The organism is Paraburkholderia strydomiana, assembly GCF_031456815.1.
GTDB classification, from domain to species: domain Bacteria; phylum Pseudomonadota; class Gammaproteobacteria; order Burkholderiales; family Burkholderiaceae; genus Paraburkholderia; species Paraburkholderia caledonica.
Genome location: NZ_JAVDVL010000001.1, coordinates 98,880 through 115,286 on the forward strand (window position 1 = coordinate 98,880; position 16,407 = coordinate 115,286).

Genomic DNA, 16,407 nt, shown 5'->3' on the forward strand with positions numbered 1-16,407 from the left:
AGGAGACAAGGCATGACCAAACGAGTGATTGTGACGGGCGGCAGCGGACTTGCCGGCAAATGGGTAGTAGAAGATCTGGTGGCGCACGGCTACGAAGTACTCAATCTGGACCGCGTGCCAATGGCCAAAGGCACCGCGCGGACTCTGATCACCGACATTACCGATGCGGGACAGGTCTTCAATGCACTTTCGTCGACGACCACGGCAAAAGAATTCGACGACGACATCGAGCCCAAGCCGATTGACGCCGTTGTGCATTTCGCCGCCATTCCGCGCATTCTCGTCACCACGGACAACGAGGTGTTCCGCATCAATGTGATGGGCACCTACAACGTGCTGGACGCGGCTGCAAAGCTCGGCATCAGGAAGGTCATCGTCGCTTCGAGCGAGACGACCTACGGTGTGGTGTTCGCGCACCGGCATCGCGACCCGGCGTACTTTCCGCTCGATGAAGAGTATCCCGTCGACCCGATGGACAGCTACGCCACGTCGAAAGTCATTAATGAAGTGACAGCAAAGGCGTTTCATGCGCGCACGGGCGCGGATATTTACTGCTTGCGCATCGGCAATGTACTCGACCCGGTGGACTACCAGAAATTCCCGACCTGGCTCAAGGATCCCGCCTTGAGAAAGCGCATTGCATGGAGCTATATCGACGGCCGCGACCTGGCAACGGCCTGCCGTCTGGGCATCGAAAAGGATGGACTGGGCTTCACGGTGATGAATGTAGCCGCAGACGACGTCTCCTCCGACCGGCCGGTCGCGGAATTGCTGAAGACTTACTACCCGAATGTGCCGGTGAAAAAACCGCTCGGTGAATTCGAGACCTTGCTGAGTAATGAAAAGCTCAAGCGTTTGCTTGGGTGGAAGCAGGCTTACCGGTGGCGCGAGCAGGTGTCCGGACAGTCGTAGGCGACTCACAGTCTCGCAAAGTGCCGAGTGCGCCTGATAACGACATCAGGCGCACTTTCCAAAGAAGCCGACGACCTGTCCGACCGCCGAGGTCTCCCAGACGCACGTGATTGCGCCTGATCGCTGCTTCGCATCCGTCAGCCCATCAATCCCCACTTCGTCCTTCCGCGTCGACACAATCAGACCGGCGAGTTGCGTTAGCACCCCACTGCGATTCAGCGTTGGCATAAAACCAGCGATGGCAGCGCACGCCAATTCAGCGAAATGAGGCTAGAACAAAGGCCTATTCGCGATGAATACTCGCGCCTATCACCACTAGAATTCCATCTCATACCTGCTTCACGCACCGTCACACATTCGTTACCTGTCGGAACGCTTTCTCACATCGGATTTCCGGTTAATTCAGCATGACACGGCTCGCACGTCATTACGTTCCAGATCAACCGCAACACGTTATTTTGCAGGGGCTCACGGGGCCCGCATTCCTGGACGAAGGAGATTACCTGTACTTCCTCGCCTGCCTGGCAGACGCAGCGCGCGTCGCCGACCTGGCAGTCCACGCCTGGGTCCTGATGCCAGGTGCGGTGCAATTTCTGGTCACGCCGTCATATGAGTCGAGCGTGGCCATGGCGATGCAGGCGGTGGGCCGCCGCTATGTCGAGACCTTTAATCGACGCCACGGACGACGCGGCACGATGTGGCGTGGCGGGTACCGGGCAACCGTGATCGAGCCGGATCGATATTTTCTGCTGGCGAGCCAGATCATCGATCATGCGCCGGTGCGCAGCAACCTTGTAGACGAGCCGGGAAAATACCGGTGGTCGAGCTACTCGCACCATATCGGGCTGCGTGTCGATAGCTTTATCAAAGATCACCCGCTTTATCGCGCGCTCGGCAACACGCCGTTCGAGCGTCACGAGGCTTATCGGGATCTGGGCGCACAGTCCCCTGATCAACTCGAAGTCGAGAAACTCATGCAGTCCACGCTGAATGGCTGGGTGCTCGGCAGCGCCGAGTATTGCGAGTGGGCCGCGCGCACAGCCAACCGGCGCTTGATGCCACTGCTGCTGCGGGACCGGCCGCCCAGGACTCGCACGACACGCGCCTTCGCGCACGCCGGCTAAACAGTAGAAAAACAGGCAGGCACACCCTGCCTGTTTGAGCGAGCTACGTCACGTCGGAGCTTTCCATTCGCCCGGTCGGTGAACCGCCAACCGGGTAGCAGCATTCAACGTACCGGCTCGCGCTTGCAAATATCGAATCGCGACGCGCACAACTCACATCCGATTCTGGCGGCGGCAGGCGTGCAATATCTCGTTGACTGCAAATGCCCCTCTCACGTTCTGGACATTCTGCAAGATACACACGTGATAAGACTTCTCGCGCGGCAAAAGCAGAGCACTGTTTACGTACAGTGCCTGGCACGAATTTCTGATGACACGTGCCGCGTAGCTGCTCTGGCTATTCGCTAAAGAATTCAGAATGCATTGGTCGTATTCCACATTCTCGCCGCCAAGCGCGAAGGCTGATAACGGTGCGGCGAGCGTCAAAAAAACGAGCAGGTAAGCCAGTTTGTGCATGGACGTGCGACAGCCAGGAACTTGACGATGGCAATCGTAGCACGTCGCGTTTAATTGCAAATGCGCACTTCATTCAGCGCGCATTACAGTGTCGCGAGAACTAGTCCCCGCAATTCAACTCACATCATTTCGGGGCTGCTCAGTTTCGTTCCATCGGAAAAGCGCGTCAGTCTGTAGGGACCCATGTCGAATTGCGGCGCCTCGTTCATTACTAGCCGGCTCGCCAGTAAGCCCGCGCCAGGCCCTAGCCCGAAGCCGTGACCGCTAAAGCCGGAGGCGATCACAAGACCCGGCTTCGCATCGACCTTCGAGATGATCGGGACAAGGTCCGGCGTCGTGTCGATTGCGCCAGCCCATGCGTGAGCGATCCGCAAGCCCGACAACTCGGGAAACACGCGGGCCACATTGCGCAGTCCGCGTTCGAGCCATTCACTATCGACACGCGGGTCGAGCACCCGTGTCCGTTCAAATGGCGAGATGTCATCGTCGCGCCACGTCGCGTTCGCCTCTGGTCCGTGGAAGAAGCTGGTACCGACGCGAACCTTGAGTTTCTTCTTCAGCTTGCTGCGGAACATGGTGCGGAACTTCACCGAATGCCGCAGGTTTTGCGGCGCGAGTTCGACCCGTCCATAGCCGGGGACCGCGATGGTGTAGCCGCCGTCCAACCTCCGCCTCAACGCGAAGTCAGGTCCGGAGAAGCAGCCTTCGACGACCGCCGGTGCCTCAGCGGTGCGCAACGCCGTTCCGATTACGTTAATGGCGGGCAGATCGATACCATGATGCTGGCAGAACAACGCGCTCCAGGCGCCTCCGGCAAGCACAACGGTGTCGGCGGCGAGCCGGCCGCGCTCCGTCCAGATGCCGCCGACGCGTCCTGCACTCATGTCCAGACTGCGTACTGCGCAGTTCTGGAAGACCTTGGCGCCAAGCCGTTGCGCCCCGCGTGCAATTGCAGGCGCGGCTTTCGACGGCTCGGCGCGGCCGTCCGTGACCGACCACAGACCGCCAGCCCACCTTGCACGTCCGGACGGAATGCGCGCCGCCAGTTCGCGCGCACTGAGGATCTCACTGTTGAAACCGATCTCCCGTGCACGCGCAATCCACGACTCCCATTGAGCGACGTCCGATTGAAGCTCCGTGCCATACAGAATGCCAGCCCTGCGAAAGCCAATGTCCTCGCCGAGTTCTCCGCTCAGTTCCTCCCAGCGCCTGAGGCTTTGCATGGCGAGCGGCAACTCATAGAGGTCGCGGTTTTGCTGACGCACCCAACCCCAATTGCGCCCAGACTGCTCGCCGCCAATAACGCCCTTTTCGAGCAGAACCACCTGGACACCGCGCCGCGCCAGTTCATACGCGGTGCTGACGCCGACGATGCCGCCGCCTATCACCGCGACATCGCATCGATCGGGGAAACTTTCGCTATTCGTGACTTCGTCGATCCTTAACATTTCACAGCCGCCGGTTGCCGCTTCCTGGTGAACTGCAGTGGTGAGTTCGGGAATGCGTTCAAGAGCGCGCGTCACCGTTTCACCATCCGCAGAAAGTGGCTACGATTCTCCTATCTTCCATCGCTTCGCTGATAGGACGATCCTCTTGCCTCTGCGCGGGAGACGACGATCCACCGCATCCTGAATGCTTTGGGAAGAAACCCGAAGCGTCATGGCGTGGATGGCCGTTCGGTGTCGTACAGGCGGTCCGGGATAAACAGCGCCGTGACGCCGCTCAGAAAGAAGACCGCACCCACGACGAGAAAGCCAAAGCCAATGGAGAACTGGGTGGCGAGATAGCCGATAACGATAGGCGCTGCACCCGCGCAGAAACGGCCAACGTTATAGGAACCGCCCACAGCAGTGCCGCGGATCGAAGTGGCGAAGCTCTCGGACATGAAAGTGCCGATCGTGCCGAGCGGAACACCATACAGGAAGCCGAAGAAAAGCATCAGCGCAGCAATGTTCTCCCGCGTATGCCAGAAGATGATGACCGGCAAAAAGAGCGCGGCGCCCGCGCAACCCAGCACGTATACGCCGCGCCGGCTCCAGCGGTCGCCCAGCCACCCGGCGAAGATCTTGCCGATGAAGGCGACCACGTAGGTGCCGATCATGTAGCCGGTCAGTGAACTGAACTTGATATGCAGTTCTCTTTCGAGGTACGTGGGTAGCCAGTTGTTCAAACCATAAAAGCCGGAAAGAATGAAAACAGAGGCGAGAGTCCACAGGATGAACAGCGTGCGCGTCTGTCGGGTGCGGAAAATCACGGCGTAGCGGCCGTCGCGCAATCGCGCTCCACTCTGGCCATGAGTGCCGCTTTCGTTCTGGCTATTGCGGTCGGCTGCACGGCTTGCCCGCCAGCTGGCCGGCTCGGGCACGGCAAATTTGATCGCGAGCGCAAAGACCACGGGAACGGCCGACACGTAATACAGCGTGCGCCAGCCATAGTGCGGCAAGATCCAGCTGCTCAGCGCGATCACCACGATATAACCGGCCGAAATGGCGGTCTGCAACGCGCCGAGAATCAACGAACGTCTTTCGGTGGGCACGTATTCGGCAACCAGCGTGGTGACCAGCACCATGCAGCCGATTCCCAACGAACCAATGAAGCGAACAATCGCGAACTGCACAAAGCTGTGAGTGAGCCCAAGCAGTCCCGCGCCGAGCGAGAACAGCGTCAGCGCCCATACGACCACCCTCACCCGGCCCACACGGTCGCTCAGCCAGCCGCCCAGTATCCCGCCCGCGGCCATGCCTACCAACGTCAAACTTCCCAACGCTCCTGCCTGCACATTGCTGAGCCCGAAATCGTCCTTGATTCGCGTGAGGGTCAGGCCGTACATCATCACGTCGGCGCCATCGGCCATTAGCGCGAGATAGGAAAGGACGAAAACCAGCAGCCAACGGCCTTGCGATTCCGCGCTTTGCGTTGCCGTTGCCGTCGCCGTTGCCGTTGCCGTCGCCGTTGCCGTTGCCGTAGCGCGGGGAGTTGTAGTCATGTCAGAGAGAACCCGAACTACCGGCGGATACCGTATTGCCCGCGATCAGAGCCGGAGCGAGAAACGAACCGATCAGCAAGCCAAGCGCTTCGTGCCGCTCGGTGTACCACCCTTCCCGGTGTGTGAGGTTCATCGTGCCGATGCACACGCCGTTGTACGCGATAGGGATATTCAATATCGATCCGAGGCCCATGCCGGTCATCACCGTGTGATCGTCGAACGCTTCGAGAATGCCTTGCGGCGTTTCTGCGCGAAATGGCTCAAGGTCGTGCAGAACCTGTCTGGCCCACGCGGTGCCGCGTTTTTTCTTGCGCCCTCCAACCGGGTACACGTCTGGCATGTTCGTATAAGCGCGTTCGACTTCCTCGCGCCCGGCGTCGTAAGACATGATCGTGAGCAGGCGGAAGCCGATTACGCTTGCCGCCACCTCATGAACCGCACGGAAAAGCGCCGCCGGCTGACCGTTGAGCCGCATGGCCCTGGCGAGATGTTCCAGATGGGAAATGTCCAGCGTTTGCGGGACGGGCGGCGTAGTCACGATCCTGTTGGCTTGCATGGTCTATAAACGAAGAGTTGGCACATCGCGGCGCTCAGCCGCCTAATTCCGTGGAACTGAGCGGACCTCGAACATCCTGTGCACGCCCGAACTCCTCGGCCTCGATATCTTCGAGCGAGCGGTTGCGAGTCTCGATACCCAGGCAGAAAACCACGCATGCCCCGACGAGCAGAACTGTCGTGGTCATCGCGAATACGCCCAGAAATCCGAACGCGGGATAGACGAGGCCGACCAGAATCGGCGCGCTCACCGAGCCGATGCGGCCGAACGATGACGACGATCCCGTGCCCGTCGTGCGGACTGCAGTGGGAAACACTTCCGGGGTGTACGCATAGACGCCCGCGAATGCGCCGTTCATGAAGAACGACAGGCATATGCCCGCAAGCATGATGCCGATTCCCGTGTGAGAGAACGCAAGCGCGATCGCCGCGATGCCGCCCAGCAGCATGTACGACGCGACCACGGCTTTGCGTCCGATGCGTTCATTGAGCCATGCGGCAGAGAAATAACCGGGGATCTGCGCCCCATAGATCGCGATCGAATAACCGAAGCTCTTAGTCATGGTGAGCCCCTCCTTGAGGAGCAGACTCGGGATCCACGAGAAGAACGAGTAGTACGCGAACGCGACCGAAAACCACATGAGCCAGCTCACCGCCGTGGTACGCGCGAGTCGCGGCGACCACAACGTCAACACGTTCTGCAATGCGCGACCCTTGGCCGGTGCCGTCGCCGGCATCATGCGGACGGCGGCAACCGGCGCAAGATGAATGCCGCGGCCGGTAAACCATGATTCGATCGTGCTCACGATGCGATTCGCTTCGTCGGTTCGGCCCTGGCTTTCGAGCCATCGCGGCGACTCGGGCAGCGTCCTTCGCCACCAGAGCAGCATGACGACCGGCAACGACGTGACCACGGCGAGATACCGCCAGCCATCGGCAAAGTTTCTGACCACGACGAAGCCGAGAATCGACGAACTCAGATAGCCGAACGACATGAAACCGACCAGTGCGCCGCAAAACATTCCCCTGTAGCGCCGCGGCACGAATTCCGCGAGGAATGGCGCGATCACCACGGTCTCCGCGCCGGAGCCAAAACCCGCGACGATGCGTAATGCGAAGAACGTGTGCCAGTCGGTTGCCGCTGCACTCGCGAGCGACGCGACACAGTAGATCGCCAGCGCCGTCATCATGATGCGGCGGCGGCCGATGAGATCGGCGAAAACCCCCGACAGAAAAGCGCCGAAGAAGTACCCGATATAGGTACTGCTGGCAACGAGGCCAGTCTCGGCGCTCGTCAAATGCCACAGCTTGCTGACGACCGGTAACAGGAACGCAAGCGACGACGAATCGAGTCCGTCGAACAGATACCCCAGCCCGCCGATCAGCAGAAGTTTGCGATGAAATCCCGATAACGGGAGCCGTTCAAGACGAGCAGCTACAGCGGACATGGCGAGTTTCTCCATGGAGGAATGAGCGCGTTGATCGCGGGCACGAAGTTCATCGCCCGATCGCATATGCCTGCATCTGGCGAGGCGTCGCCGCGCCGCGCATCAGGCCATTTCTGATGCCGACCGCGCAGACCCGCCCCAATGCCCACGGCTCCGCCACGGTCAGATCGTGTCCACGCGCGCGCAATTCGGCGAGCGTGCTTTCCGGAAAGCGTGCTTCGGCGGACATCTTGCCCAACTGCATCGCGCGCGGGTAGAACGAGCCGGGAAAATGAGCGGTCTGGAACGACGGCGAATCCGCGGCGGCCTGGAAGTTCATGCCGGCGTGCACATGTTTCAGGAACAGCTGGAGCGACCACTGATCCTGCTGGTCGCCGCCGGGCGTGCCGAATGCCGCGTAAGGTTTGCCCGCGCGGGTAACGAGCGTGGGCGACAGGGTTGTGCGAGGACGGCGCCCGGGACCCAGTGACGATGGCAGGCCCTCTTCCATCCAGAACATCTGCGCACGCGTGGTGACGTTGAACCCGAGTCCGGGCACCGCCGGCGACGCCTGCAACCAGCCGCCAGAGGGCGTAGCCGACACCATGTTGCCCCACCGGTCGACGATATCGAGGTGCACGGTGTCGCCTCGCAGTTCAGGCAGCGGCGCGAAGGTCGGCTCTCCCTGCCCGAAGCCCCCAAACTGTTCCTTCCCGGCGAGCGCCATGATGCGCGCGGCGCGACGCCCGCTGTCGCCCAGCGTTCCCGGACAAAATTCGAGCGACGCACGCTGCGGATCGATGAGCTTGCGACGTTCGTCGTTATAGGCGTCGCTGAGCAGCACATCTAGCGGCACATGGGCAAACGCCGGGTCGCCGTAGAAGACCTCGCGGTCGGCGAACGCGAGCTTCGAGCACTCGATAACCGTGTGGACGAAATCCGGTCCCAGCGGATCCATCGCCGCGAGATCGAATCCCTTGAGCAGCGCAAGCTGCTGCAGGAACATCGGTCCCTGCCCCCACGGACCCGTCTTGTGGACGCGAAGATCGCCGTAGTCGTAGGACACCGGGTCTTCATAAGAGGGCTCCCAGCGAGCGAGATCGTCGGCCGAGAGCAAGCCGCGATTGCGCTGGCCGGACGTATCGAGAACGGCTGTGGACCGAAAGTACTGGTCGATGGCGTCTGCCACGAACCCGCGATAGAACACTTCGCGAGCCCGTTCGCACTGCTCGGCGCGGTCGCTGCGGCTGGTCGCTTCTCGCAGGATGCGTTTGTAGGTGGTGGCGATCGCAGGATTGGCGAAGAGGTGATTCGGCGTGGGCGCGTCGCCATTTCGCAGCCATTGTTCGGCCGAGGTAGGCCATTCGGTGAGAAAAAAATCCTTGATCGCGAGGATCGACGAAGCCATGCGCGGCAGCACCGGGTAGCCGTTCTCCGCATAGCCGATCGCATAGCTCAACACGTCTTCGAGCGGCAACTGGCCATAGTCGCGCAGCATGGCCATCCATGCGCCGAATGCCCCCGGTACCACCGCCGGTAAAAGTCCGGTCCCCGGCACCACTTCCAGCCCCAACTCGCGCATACGCCCGATGGTCATGCTCGCGGGCGTCACGCCCTGGCCGCAAAGCACTCGAACCCGGTCTTCGCGGGCGCTGTAGAACACCACCGGCAGTTCACCGCCGGGACCGTTCAAATGCGGCTCGACGATCTGAAGTACAAACCCCGCGGCTGCAGCGGCGTCGAAGGCATTGCCGCCTTTTTCCAGCGCGGCCATGGCCGACGCGCTGGCCAGCCAATGCGTGGAGGCCACCATTCCGAACGTGCCAATCAGTTCGGGACGAGTTGTGAACGACATGCCCTACTCCTCTTTTGATCGCTGCGACCGGTTGCTGAACCAATGTTTAAAGGTATCAATTCGATCAGCCGGCCTTGGATGACGCCACCCTTTCCTCAATGCTAACCTGGAATATAACCGCGTAATACAAGCCAAAAAAGCATTGCTTGAAATTCACAGCGCCAGTGCGCCGTCAATCTGTTATCTTTGGTACCAATATTCATTGGTTCGGAAAATGGAATGGAAGAGACAGCGTTGAGCGGCCTGCTCGGGTATATCGCAAGTCATCAGCTCAAAGACGGCGACGCGTTACCGCCCGAAAGGAAGCTGGCTGAAGAGCTTGGCGTCAGTCGAAGGGAATTGCGCTCGGTGCTTGCCTCACTGGAGGCGTCAGGACGCGTGTGGCGCGGAGTTGGACGCGGCACGTATCTGGGAGCACGGCCGCTCAAGTTCGGTCCCACGCTGCGCGGCTTGCGCGCGGGCACCAGTCCAGCGGATATCGCCGAGATGAGGCTACTTTTCGAGCCCGCGCTGGCGGAACTCGCCGCGACCAAGGCTAGCTGGGACGATCTGCTCGAACTTGAGAAGTGCGCGCGGAAAAACGCGGCCGCGAACAGCGACGAGGAGTGGCAGCAATGGGATCAGCGATTCCATTCATTGATCAGCCAGGCCACCCGCAATCCCGCGCTCATTGCGCTCATGGAAGTGATCAACGGCATGCGAGTCAAGCCGGAGGTTCGAAAGAAAACCGTCAGCCAGGAGACGCGGCATTATTTTGCGCAGCAGCATCAGGCAATCGTCAACGCGATGAAAGCCCGTGACGGTGAAACGGCGGCTCGATGCATGCGCGAACATCTGTCGAGCGTTCAGTCGCGGGCGTCCAGCAAGATAGGCGGCGCGGCGGAGTCACCGGGATGAAACAGCTTTGGCTGTGCATTCGTTTGATCATGCTTTCGGTGGAGTTGTCGAAAGGCGTTTGCCGTGCTCACCCGACCGGCCGTCACCGCAACTGCGCGACTGCATCGAACACACGCCCAAAGAACTCGTCCGCATGCTCGGGGTTGAGCCAGCGCACTATGACGGCGAGCCTCCGGGTCGGCTCGATCCACATGAACGAGCTACCCGCGCCCACACCGAAGTAGCTCGATGCCGGCACGCTCGGGAACATCTTCTGGCCGGTGTTGAGCCAGACGAGATAGCCGTAAAACGGCGCGATCGCGCAAGGCGTTTGCATACGCTCGATCCATTCCTTCGACAGCACGCGGCGCCCCGATGCGACGCCTTCGTCGAGTAGCATCTGCGCGATCTTCAACTGATCGTTTGCGCTGATCGACATGCCGCCGCCCCAGTGCGTGCCGCCCGGCACCGACTGCATGCGGCGTCCGCCCACCTCCACCCACGAGTGGTCGTAGCCGACCCAATCCCAGGCGTCGCTTGCTCCTGAAGGCCGTGCAATCGCCTCGCGGAACACGTCCGGCAGCGGCTCGCCGAACAGATGCAGCAGCGCAAGCGAAAGCTGGTTGATGCGCACGTCGTTGTATTCCCAATACGTGCCCGGCTGCTGTAGCGGACGCAGATCGCCCTTTTTGCCATTCGGCGGCTCACCGAACGTGACCGCGCGATAGTGATCCGCCTGGTCGGGCAAACCGAAGCAGGTGCCCTGCCATTCGCTCGTCTGTTGCAGCAATTGCGCCCACGTGATGCTTGCGTTGTGATCGTCGTCGAAGCCGATCCCCGGCACGCGCACGCGCACGGGCTCATCGAGATCGGACAGCAGGCCGCGGTCGTGGGCAACGCCCGCGAGCAGCGCCAGATACGTCTTCGCAATGCTGAACGTGAGGTCCGCGCGGTCCGGCTCACCCCACGTCGCGAGCTTGTGCCCGTCGAGCGCAATCGCGCCCGAGACCGGCCCCCGGTCATGCACGGGTCCGAGCAGCCGGTTCCACGGTGCCGGGTCTTTCACATGCACGCCCCAGTTGGCATCGACCTGGCGATCCCACGTCGATTCATGCTCGATGGAAAACTGGATGGCCTGCTGCAATGCTTCGTTCATGCGTATTTCCTGTGAGTTTTTCTGGAAAGTCGTTGCGCGTGCAGAGTGATGACCGCGATTAACCCCGCGCACTCACCGCACATGCAGACGACGGCGCGCCCACATCAGCGTGAAGAGGCTGATTACAGCGGCGATCATCAGATACAAACCGGGCGCCAGATTGTTATGTGTGAAGGCGATCAGCGCCGCGACCACCACCGGCGTGAAGCCGCCGAAAATCGTCGTGCCGATGTTGTAGGCGAACGCCATGCCGGTCGTGCGCGTTTCAACAGGGAAAAGGTCCGCCATCAACGCGGGAATCGGCGCGAAGTACGTCGCTTTCAGCAGTGCGACCCAGATCACACAGGCCAGCAGCATGGGCAGCGACGGATAGGCGTTCATCAGCATGAAGGCCGGATACACCGTCACCAGAAACAGCACGCCGACCGGCAGCATGATGCGTATGCGCCCGAGCTTGTCCGACAGATGTCCGACCACCGGCACCAGCGCCATCATGATGAAACCCGCCACGAGCGTCGCAATGAATCCCGACGACGGCGAGAGCTTGAGCTGATGCGTCGCGTACGTCGGCATATACAGCAGCATGTAGTTCGCGGTCGTGGTGAGCACGAGCGAGCCGATCGAAACGAGCACCCGTTCCTTTTGCGTCGCAAGCACCACGCGCACCGGCGACGCGAGCTTTTCAGCGCGAGCGAATTCCGGTGTTTCGTCCATGCGCCGGCGAATGTAAAGGCCGATGGGACCGATCAGCATGCCGAACAGGAATGGGATACGCCAGCCCCACCCTTCCAGTTGCGGCGGCGTCAGCAGGCCGGTCAGCAAGGCGCCGAACAACGAGGCGAGCAAGGTGCTCGCGCCTTGGCTCGAGAACTGCCAGCTCGACATGAAGCCGCTGCGCGCCGGCGCATGCTCGACGAGAAACGCCGTCGAACTGCCGAATTCACCGCCGGCCGAAAAGCCCTGCAGCAAGCGCGACAGGAAGATCAGGATCGGCGCGGCGATGCCGATCGTCGCATACGGCGGCATGACGGCGACGAGTCCTGTGCCGAGCGTCATCAACCCAATCGACAGTGTGAGCGAGGCCTTTCTGCCGTGCCTGTCGCTATATGAACCGAGAACCAGCGCGCCAACCGGACGCGCGAGATACGACAACGCGAACGTGCCGAGCGTAAGTAACAGCGAAACGGTGCGGTCGTGCGTCGGAAAAAACAGCCGCGACAGCGTGGAGGCGAAGTAGCCATACACGACGAGATCGTAGAACTCGAGCGCGTTTCCTATCGATGTCGCCACGATCAGGCGCGCAATGTTGTGCGACTGCGCGGCGTCTAGCGGTTGTTGCATGGCGGCGGTGTCAGTACTCATTGCGCTGTCCTCGATACGGTTGACGGGGCAGATTGGCGGCCGGATTCGCGTCGGGGGCGTCGCCCTCGCGCGTACCGAGATCCCAGAACAGGCCCGCCATGATGCGCAGACCTTCTTCGACTACCGGCGCGAGCAGATGCTCGTCCGGCGCGTGCTGCGAACAGCCGGGGTACGAATGCGGCACCCACAGCGTGGGCATGCCGAGCACGTCGGCGAACACATCGTTCGGCAGCGTTCCGCCGAGGTTCGGCAGCAGCACCGGCTGCGCGCCGGTGGTTTGCGTAAGCGAGCGCAACGCCCACCGTACCCACGGGTTCTCCGGATCGACGCGCGTGGCGGGCGCGCCGCGTTCGACGCTCACTTCGACCATCTGGAAACCGTGCGCGTCGAGATGGCGGCGCACAATGCCGGCGATATCGGACCAGTCGGTGCCCACCACGAAGCGCAGCTGCATGTGCGCAAACGCAAACGGCGGAATGGCATTCACGGGCTTTTCGGGGTTACCGGTGCGAAACGCGAGCACTTCCAGATTGTTCCAGCCGAACACGCGCTCGGCGGGCGTCAGACCCGGCTCGCCGTAGTCGGTATCCACTTCAGGCTCGCCGGGGTTGCCGCCCACGGCGATGTCGGCCAGCGCGCGGCGCACCGCATCCGGCACCGGCGGCGGACGAAGCCCTTCGATCGCGATACGGCCGTTGGCATCAACCATCGACGCAATCGCGTTGGCGAGCACGATGCCCGGATTGCGCAGCAAGCCGCCCCAGTTGCCCGAGTGATGCGCGCCGTCGCGCAGGTTCACATCGAGCCGGAAATTGGTTACGCCGCGCGAGCCGAGAAAGAGCGTCGGGCGGCTGGCGGCGAGACGCGGGCCGTCGGAGGCGATCAGGACATCGGCGGCAAGTTCGGCGCGCAAGCTGGTGCAGAGTGCGTGCAAACCGGGCGACCCGACCTCTTCGCCGGTTTCGAACAACAGCTTCAGGTTGAAGCCGAGCTTGCCGCCGCGCGCATCCATCACGGCTTTCAGCGCGGCCAGATTGATGCTGTGCTGGCCTTTGTTGTCGGCGGTGCCGCGGCCATACCAGCGCTCGCCGTCAACGCTCACCGCCCATGGCGAGCGGCCGTCCGCCCATTGCGCGTCGTAGCCGCGCACCACGTCGCCATGGCCGTAGCTGAGCACGGTCGGCAAATCGTCGCCTTCATGCCGATGCGCGATCAGAAATGGGCCCGCGCCTTCGTGCGGGTTCTCGGCGATGCGGCACACGAAGCCCCATGCTTCGAGGCGCGGCGTCAGTTCGTCGGTGAGATAGGCGCGCAGAAGCGAGTTGCGCTCCGGCTCCTGGCTTTCAGTACGCAGCGCGACGCGGCGTTGCAGGTCGGCGAGAAACTGGCCGGATCGGTAGCCTTCGGTGGCTAGCTCAATGGCGGTATGTCGGGTCAACTCGGTCTCCGTCGGGTGCGCTGGAAACTGCGTTGCGCCGCCGCGTCAGAGTGCGCGGCGCATGCGGCAGCGGGTCAACACCCATGCTGTGGTGGCCGATATTTCTGCACAATTACAATATTTCTCACCCACCTTTGCCAGAACGGCAAAGGTCGTCACCGGGACTAACGCATCCAATGGACCAGACAGCCTTGCGCTATTTCCTCGAAGTCGCGCGCAGCGGATCGCTGAGCAAGGCGTCCGAGCGGCTTTTCGTCGCCGTGTCGGCTTTGAGCCGGCAAATCGCGAGGCTCGAGGAGCAACTGGGAACGCCGCTCTTCGAGCGCCGTCCGCGCGGCATGGTACTCACCGATGCCGGGCGGCTCCTCGCCAACCACGCCCGCCGCAGTCAGCTGGAGGACGAACGTGTTACTGGAGAGATCCGCGGCCTCTCGGCCGGCGAACGCGCGACCATTCGCATTGCGAGTTCGGAAGGCGTTGCACCGGATTTCCTGCCACTCGTGTTTGCGCAGTTCCTGAAGATGCATCCCGGGGCGCATTTCCAGCTCGACGTCTCCGCGCCGTCGATAGCGACGCAGCGCGTGCGTGAAGGCACGCACGACGTGGCGGTATGTTTCAACATGGTGCCGGAGCGGGACGTGCAAGTGCATTACGCACAGCGCGCACCGGTGTACGCGCTGATGCGGCAGAGCCATCCGCTCGCCGCGCGCGCCAGCGTCTCGCTGGCGGACCTGCTGCCGTGGCCGCTCGCCATGCCGAGCCAGACTCTGACGATACGGCAACTGTTCGATATCGCATGCAGTCTCGAAGGGCTGATCTTCGAGCCGGTAATCGCCAGCAACTATCACGTGGCGTTGCAAAACTTCGTGCGCTACACCGACGCGATAACGTTGACCGGCTATCTGACGGTACACAGCCGCCTCGTGTCCGACTCACTTGCGATGGTGCCGATTTCAAACCCCGAACTGCACCAGCGCACGTTGCAGATTCAGACGATGGCGGGCCGCACGCTTCCACAGGCAGTGACCGCGTTCATTGCGTTGCTGATGGAAGCGATCGAGTCGCCGGAGCATGTGGACGTGGGAGTCAGCCGAGGTTAGCGCGCGCCGCACTATGCACGCACGATACCGGTGAGCGGCTTCGTCGCGACGGTCTGACTGAATAGCGCGCGAGCCGTGCGCTGAGGGTCGAGGCCGAGGCCTTCGCTCGCGACACCGGCAATCAGCGAGTCGAGCGACGTGGTCGGTTTGAGGTCGCGCGCTTCGTAAAGGTCGCGAGGCGCGAGACCGGGCCAATCCGCGATGACCCGCCCGCCCGCGACCGCCCCGCCCAATACCATCGCCACCGAACCCGTGCCGTGATCGGTGCCGCCAGTGCCGTTCGCGGCCGCGGTTCTGCCGAACTCGGTCGCGACGAGTACGGTGGTTTTGCTCCAGGCCGGGCCCATGTTGTCGCGCAGCGCCGCGAGCATTGTGTCGAGCGCCTTCAACTGATTCGCAAGGCGCGTGCTCTGCGCACTGTGCGTGTCCCAGCCGCCGGTTTCGATCATTGCGATACGCGGGCCGTCATCGCGCGACAGAAAACTGGCGGCCAGTTTGCCGAGGCTCGCGGGGTCCTGGCGCGCGCCGGCGTCGCCAGCAAGACCGCGCGCCGTCATTGCCGATTCCCACAGTGGGCGCAACTGCGCGTCCTGATCGTATAGCTGGGAGACGCGCATGAGCAGATCGTCCGGCGCTTGCGGCAATGCTGAAGGCGCGTAAGAAGTCACCTCTGCATTGCCGCGCAGCGCCATGGGCACAGTCGGCGCGAACGCAATCGCGTTTTCGCGTGCGCTGGGTAATTGCGCGACGAGCCGGTTCAGCCAGCCGTCCTTCACCCGATATGGCGAGGCGCTGCCCGTCTCGAGCACGTTCTGTCCGTCGAAATGCGAGCGGTCGCGATACGGCGACGCCACCGCGTGTACGAACAGCGCCTGGCGGTCCGCGTACATGGCGCCGATCTGCACGAGTGCGGGATGCAGCGCAAAGGTGCCGTCAAGGCGGCGCGCGCTCGATGCATCGATCGCAAGCGGGCCGCGCAACGTTGCATAGGCAGGCTCCGCGTAGGGCACGACGGTGTTCAGGCCATCGGCGGCGCCCCGCTGAATCACGAACACGAAACGCCGATCCGTGACGACGCTCGCGAAAGCAACGCGCGGCGATATGAGAATTGCGCCCGCTCCGGCAGCAGCAATTTGCAGAAATTGACGGCGTGAAGACAT

General features: G+C 62.1%; 14 protein-coding genes. 4 read left to right on the forward strand and 10 right to left on the reverse strand.

What is annotated here, in order from left to right; translation table 11 throughout:
- Nucleotides 1–12: 12 nt before the first annotated feature.
- Both J2W46_RS00445 and J2W46_RS00450 read left to right on the forward strand, forming a co-directional pair.
- On the forward strand, nt 13–912 hold the full coding sequence (locus J2W46_RS00445; RefSeq protein WP_131315574.1) for an NAD-dependent epimerase/dehydratase family protein: 900 nt from the start codon (nt 13–15) through the stop codon (nt 910–912).
- Nucleotides 913–1,319: 407 nt separating this feature from the next.
- Nucleotides 1,320–2,036 (forward strand): transposase, encoded by a 717-nt coding sequence (locus tag J2W46_RS00450; RefSeq protein ID WP_087753695.1) that lies wholly within the window; start codon nt 1,320–1,322, stop codon nt 2,034–2,036.
- A 153-nt stretch (nt 2,037–2,189) separates the two neighbouring features.
- Here J2W46_RS00450 and J2W46_RS00455 read toward each other — a convergent pair whose 3' ends face one another.
- The 6 genes from J2W46_RS00455 to J2W46_RS00480 form a co-directional block, all read right to left on the reverse strand.
- Nucleotides 2,190–2,492 carry a VF_A0006 family four-cysteine protein gene (locus J2W46_RS00455; protein WP_310350390.1) on the reverse strand — a complete coding sequence of 101 codons (303 nt, stop codon included), beginning with the start codon at nt 2,490–2,492 and terminating at the stop codon, nt 2,190–2,192.
- Nucleotides 2,493–2,611: 119 nt separating this feature from the next.
- A complete protein-coding gene (locus tag J2W46_RS00460) occupies nt 2,612–3,940 on the reverse strand; it encodes an NAD(P)/FAD-dependent oxidoreductase (protein WP_204522059.1) in 1,329 nt (442 codons plus the stop codon).
- Nucleotides 3,941–4,149: 209 nt separating this feature from the next.
- On the reverse strand, nt 4,150–5,478 hold the full coding sequence (locus tag J2W46_RS00465) for an MFS transporter (RefSeq protein ID WP_310350393.1): 1,329 nt from the start codon (nt 5,476–5,478) through the stop codon (nt 4,150–4,152).
- A gap of 1 nt (nt 5,479) precedes the next feature.
- The gene (locus tag J2W46_RS00470; protein ID WP_310350395.1) at nt 5,480–6,034 is read right to left on the reverse strand and encodes a GAF domain-containing protein; all 555 of its coding nucleotides are present in this window, start codon (nt 6,032–6,034) and stop codon (nt 5,480–5,482) included.
- A 34-nt stretch (nt 6,035–6,068) separates the two neighbouring features.
- On the reverse strand, nt 6,069–7,481 hold the full coding sequence (locus tag J2W46_RS00475; RefSeq protein WP_310350398.1) for an MFS transporter: 1,413 nt from the start codon (nt 7,479–7,481) through the stop codon (nt 6,069–6,071).
- A 49-nt stretch (nt 7,482–7,530) separates the two neighbouring features.
- Nucleotides 7,531–9,315, reverse strand: coding sequence for a gamma-glutamyltransferase family protein (locus tag J2W46_RS00480; RefSeq protein WP_087753699.1), 1,785 nt, complete (start codon nt 9,313–9,315; stop codon nt 7,531–7,533).
- Between the two features lie 219 nt (nt 9,316–9,534).
- Between J2W46_RS00480 and J2W46_RS00485 the strand changes: the two genes are divergently transcribed.
- Nucleotides 9,535–10,212, forward strand: coding sequence for a FadR/GntR family transcriptional regulator (locus J2W46_RS00485; RefSeq protein ID WP_204521436.1), 678 nt, complete (start codon nt 9,535–9,537; stop codon nt 10,210–10,212).
- A gap of 82 nt (nt 10,213–10,294) precedes the next feature.
- Here J2W46_RS00485 and J2W46_RS00490 read toward each other — a convergent pair whose 3' ends face one another.
- The 3 genes from J2W46_RS00490 to J2W46_RS00500 form a co-directional block, all read right to left on the reverse strand.
- Complete coding sequence (locus tag J2W46_RS00490; protein ID WP_310350405.1) at nt 10,295–11,347, reverse strand: serine hydrolase domain-containing protein; 1,053 nt, start codon at nt 11,345–11,347, stop codon at nt 10,295–10,297.
- A gap of 72 nt (nt 11,348–11,419) precedes the next feature.
- Entirely contained in the window at nt 11,420–12,709 is a 1,290-nt protein-coding gene (locus J2W46_RS00495) for an MFS transporter (RefSeq protein ID WP_020067756.1), read from the reverse strand.
- On the reverse strand, nt 12,699–14,147 hold the full coding sequence (locus tag J2W46_RS00500) for a M20 family metallopeptidase (protein ID WP_310350409.1): 1,449 nt from the start codon (nt 14,145–14,147) through the stop codon (nt 12,699–12,701). Before J2W46_RS00500 ends, J2W46_RS00495 begins: the two co-directional genes overlap by 11 nt.
- Before the next feature lie 176 nt (nt 14,148–14,323).
- On the opposite strand from J2W46_RS00500, the gene J2W46_RS00505 reads away from it, so the two are divergent.
- Nucleotides 14,324–15,247 (forward strand): LysR family transcriptional regulator, encoded by a 924-nt coding sequence (locus tag J2W46_RS00505; RefSeq protein ID WP_020067758.1) that lies wholly within the window; start codon nt 14,324–14,326, stop codon nt 15,245–15,247.
- An 11-nt stretch (nt 15,248–15,258) separates the two neighbouring features.
- On the opposite strand, the gene J2W46_RS00510 is transcribed toward J2W46_RS00505, so the two are convergent.
- Nucleotides 15,259–16,407 (reverse strand): DUF1501 domain-containing protein, encoded by a 1,149-nt coding sequence (locus J2W46_RS00510; RefSeq protein WP_310350414.1) that lies wholly within the window; start codon nt 16,405–16,407, stop codon nt 15,259–15,261.

Bases quoted from the DNA above. Each gene is read 5' to 3' on its own strand.
- J2W46_RS00480 (WP_087753699.1), bottom strand. From the start codon at position 9,315: ATGTCGTTCACAACTCGTCCCGAACTGATTGGCACGTTCGGAATGGTG.
- J2W46_RS00460 (WP_204522059.1), bottom strand. From the start codon at position 3,940: ATGTTAAGGATCGACGAAGTCACGAATAGCGAAAGTTTCCCCGATCGA.
- J2W46_RS00505 (WP_020067758.1), top strand. From the start codon at position 14,324: ATGGACCAGACAGCCTTGCGCTATTTCCTCGAAGTCGCGCGCAGCGGA.
- J2W46_RS00485 (WP_204521436.1), top strand. From the start codon at position 9,535: ATGGAAGAGACAGCGTTGAGCGGCCTGCTCGGGTATATCGCAAGTCAT.
- J2W46_RS00510 (WP_310350414.1), bottom strand. From the start codon at position 16,407: ATGTCTTCACGCCGTCAATTTCTGCAAATTGCTGCTGCCGGAGCGGGC.
- J2W46_RS00495 (WP_020067756.1), bottom strand. From the start codon at position 12,709: ATGAGTACTGACACCGCCGCCATGCAACAACCGCTAGACGCCGCGCAG.
- J2W46_RS00490 (WP_310350405.1), bottom strand. From the start codon at position 11,347: ATGAACGAAGCATTGCAGCAGGCCATCCAGTTTTCCATCGAGCATGAA.
- J2W46_RS00445 (WP_131315574.1), top strand. From the start codon at position 13: ATGACCAAACGAGTGATTGTGACGGGCGGCAGCGGACTTGCCGGCAAA.
- J2W46_RS00475 (WP_310350398.1), bottom strand. From the start codon at position 7,481: ATGTCCGCTGTAGCTGCTCGTCTTGAACGGCTCCCGTTATCGGGATTT.
- J2W46_RS00450 (WP_087753695.1), top strand. From the start codon at position 1,320: ATGACACGGCTCGCACGTCATTACGTTCCAGATCAACCGCAACACGTT.
- J2W46_RS00470 (WP_310350395.1), bottom strand. From the start codon at position 6,034: ATGCAAGCCAACAGGATCGTGACTACGCCGCCCGTCCCGCAAACGCTG.
- J2W46_RS00465 (WP_310350393.1), bottom strand. From the start codon at position 5,478: ATGACTACAACTCCCCGCGCTACGGCAACGGCAACGGCGACGGCAACG.
- J2W46_RS00455 (WP_310350390.1), bottom strand. From the start codon at position 2,492: ATGCACAAACTGGCTTACCTGCTCGTTTTTTTGACGCTCGCCGCACCG.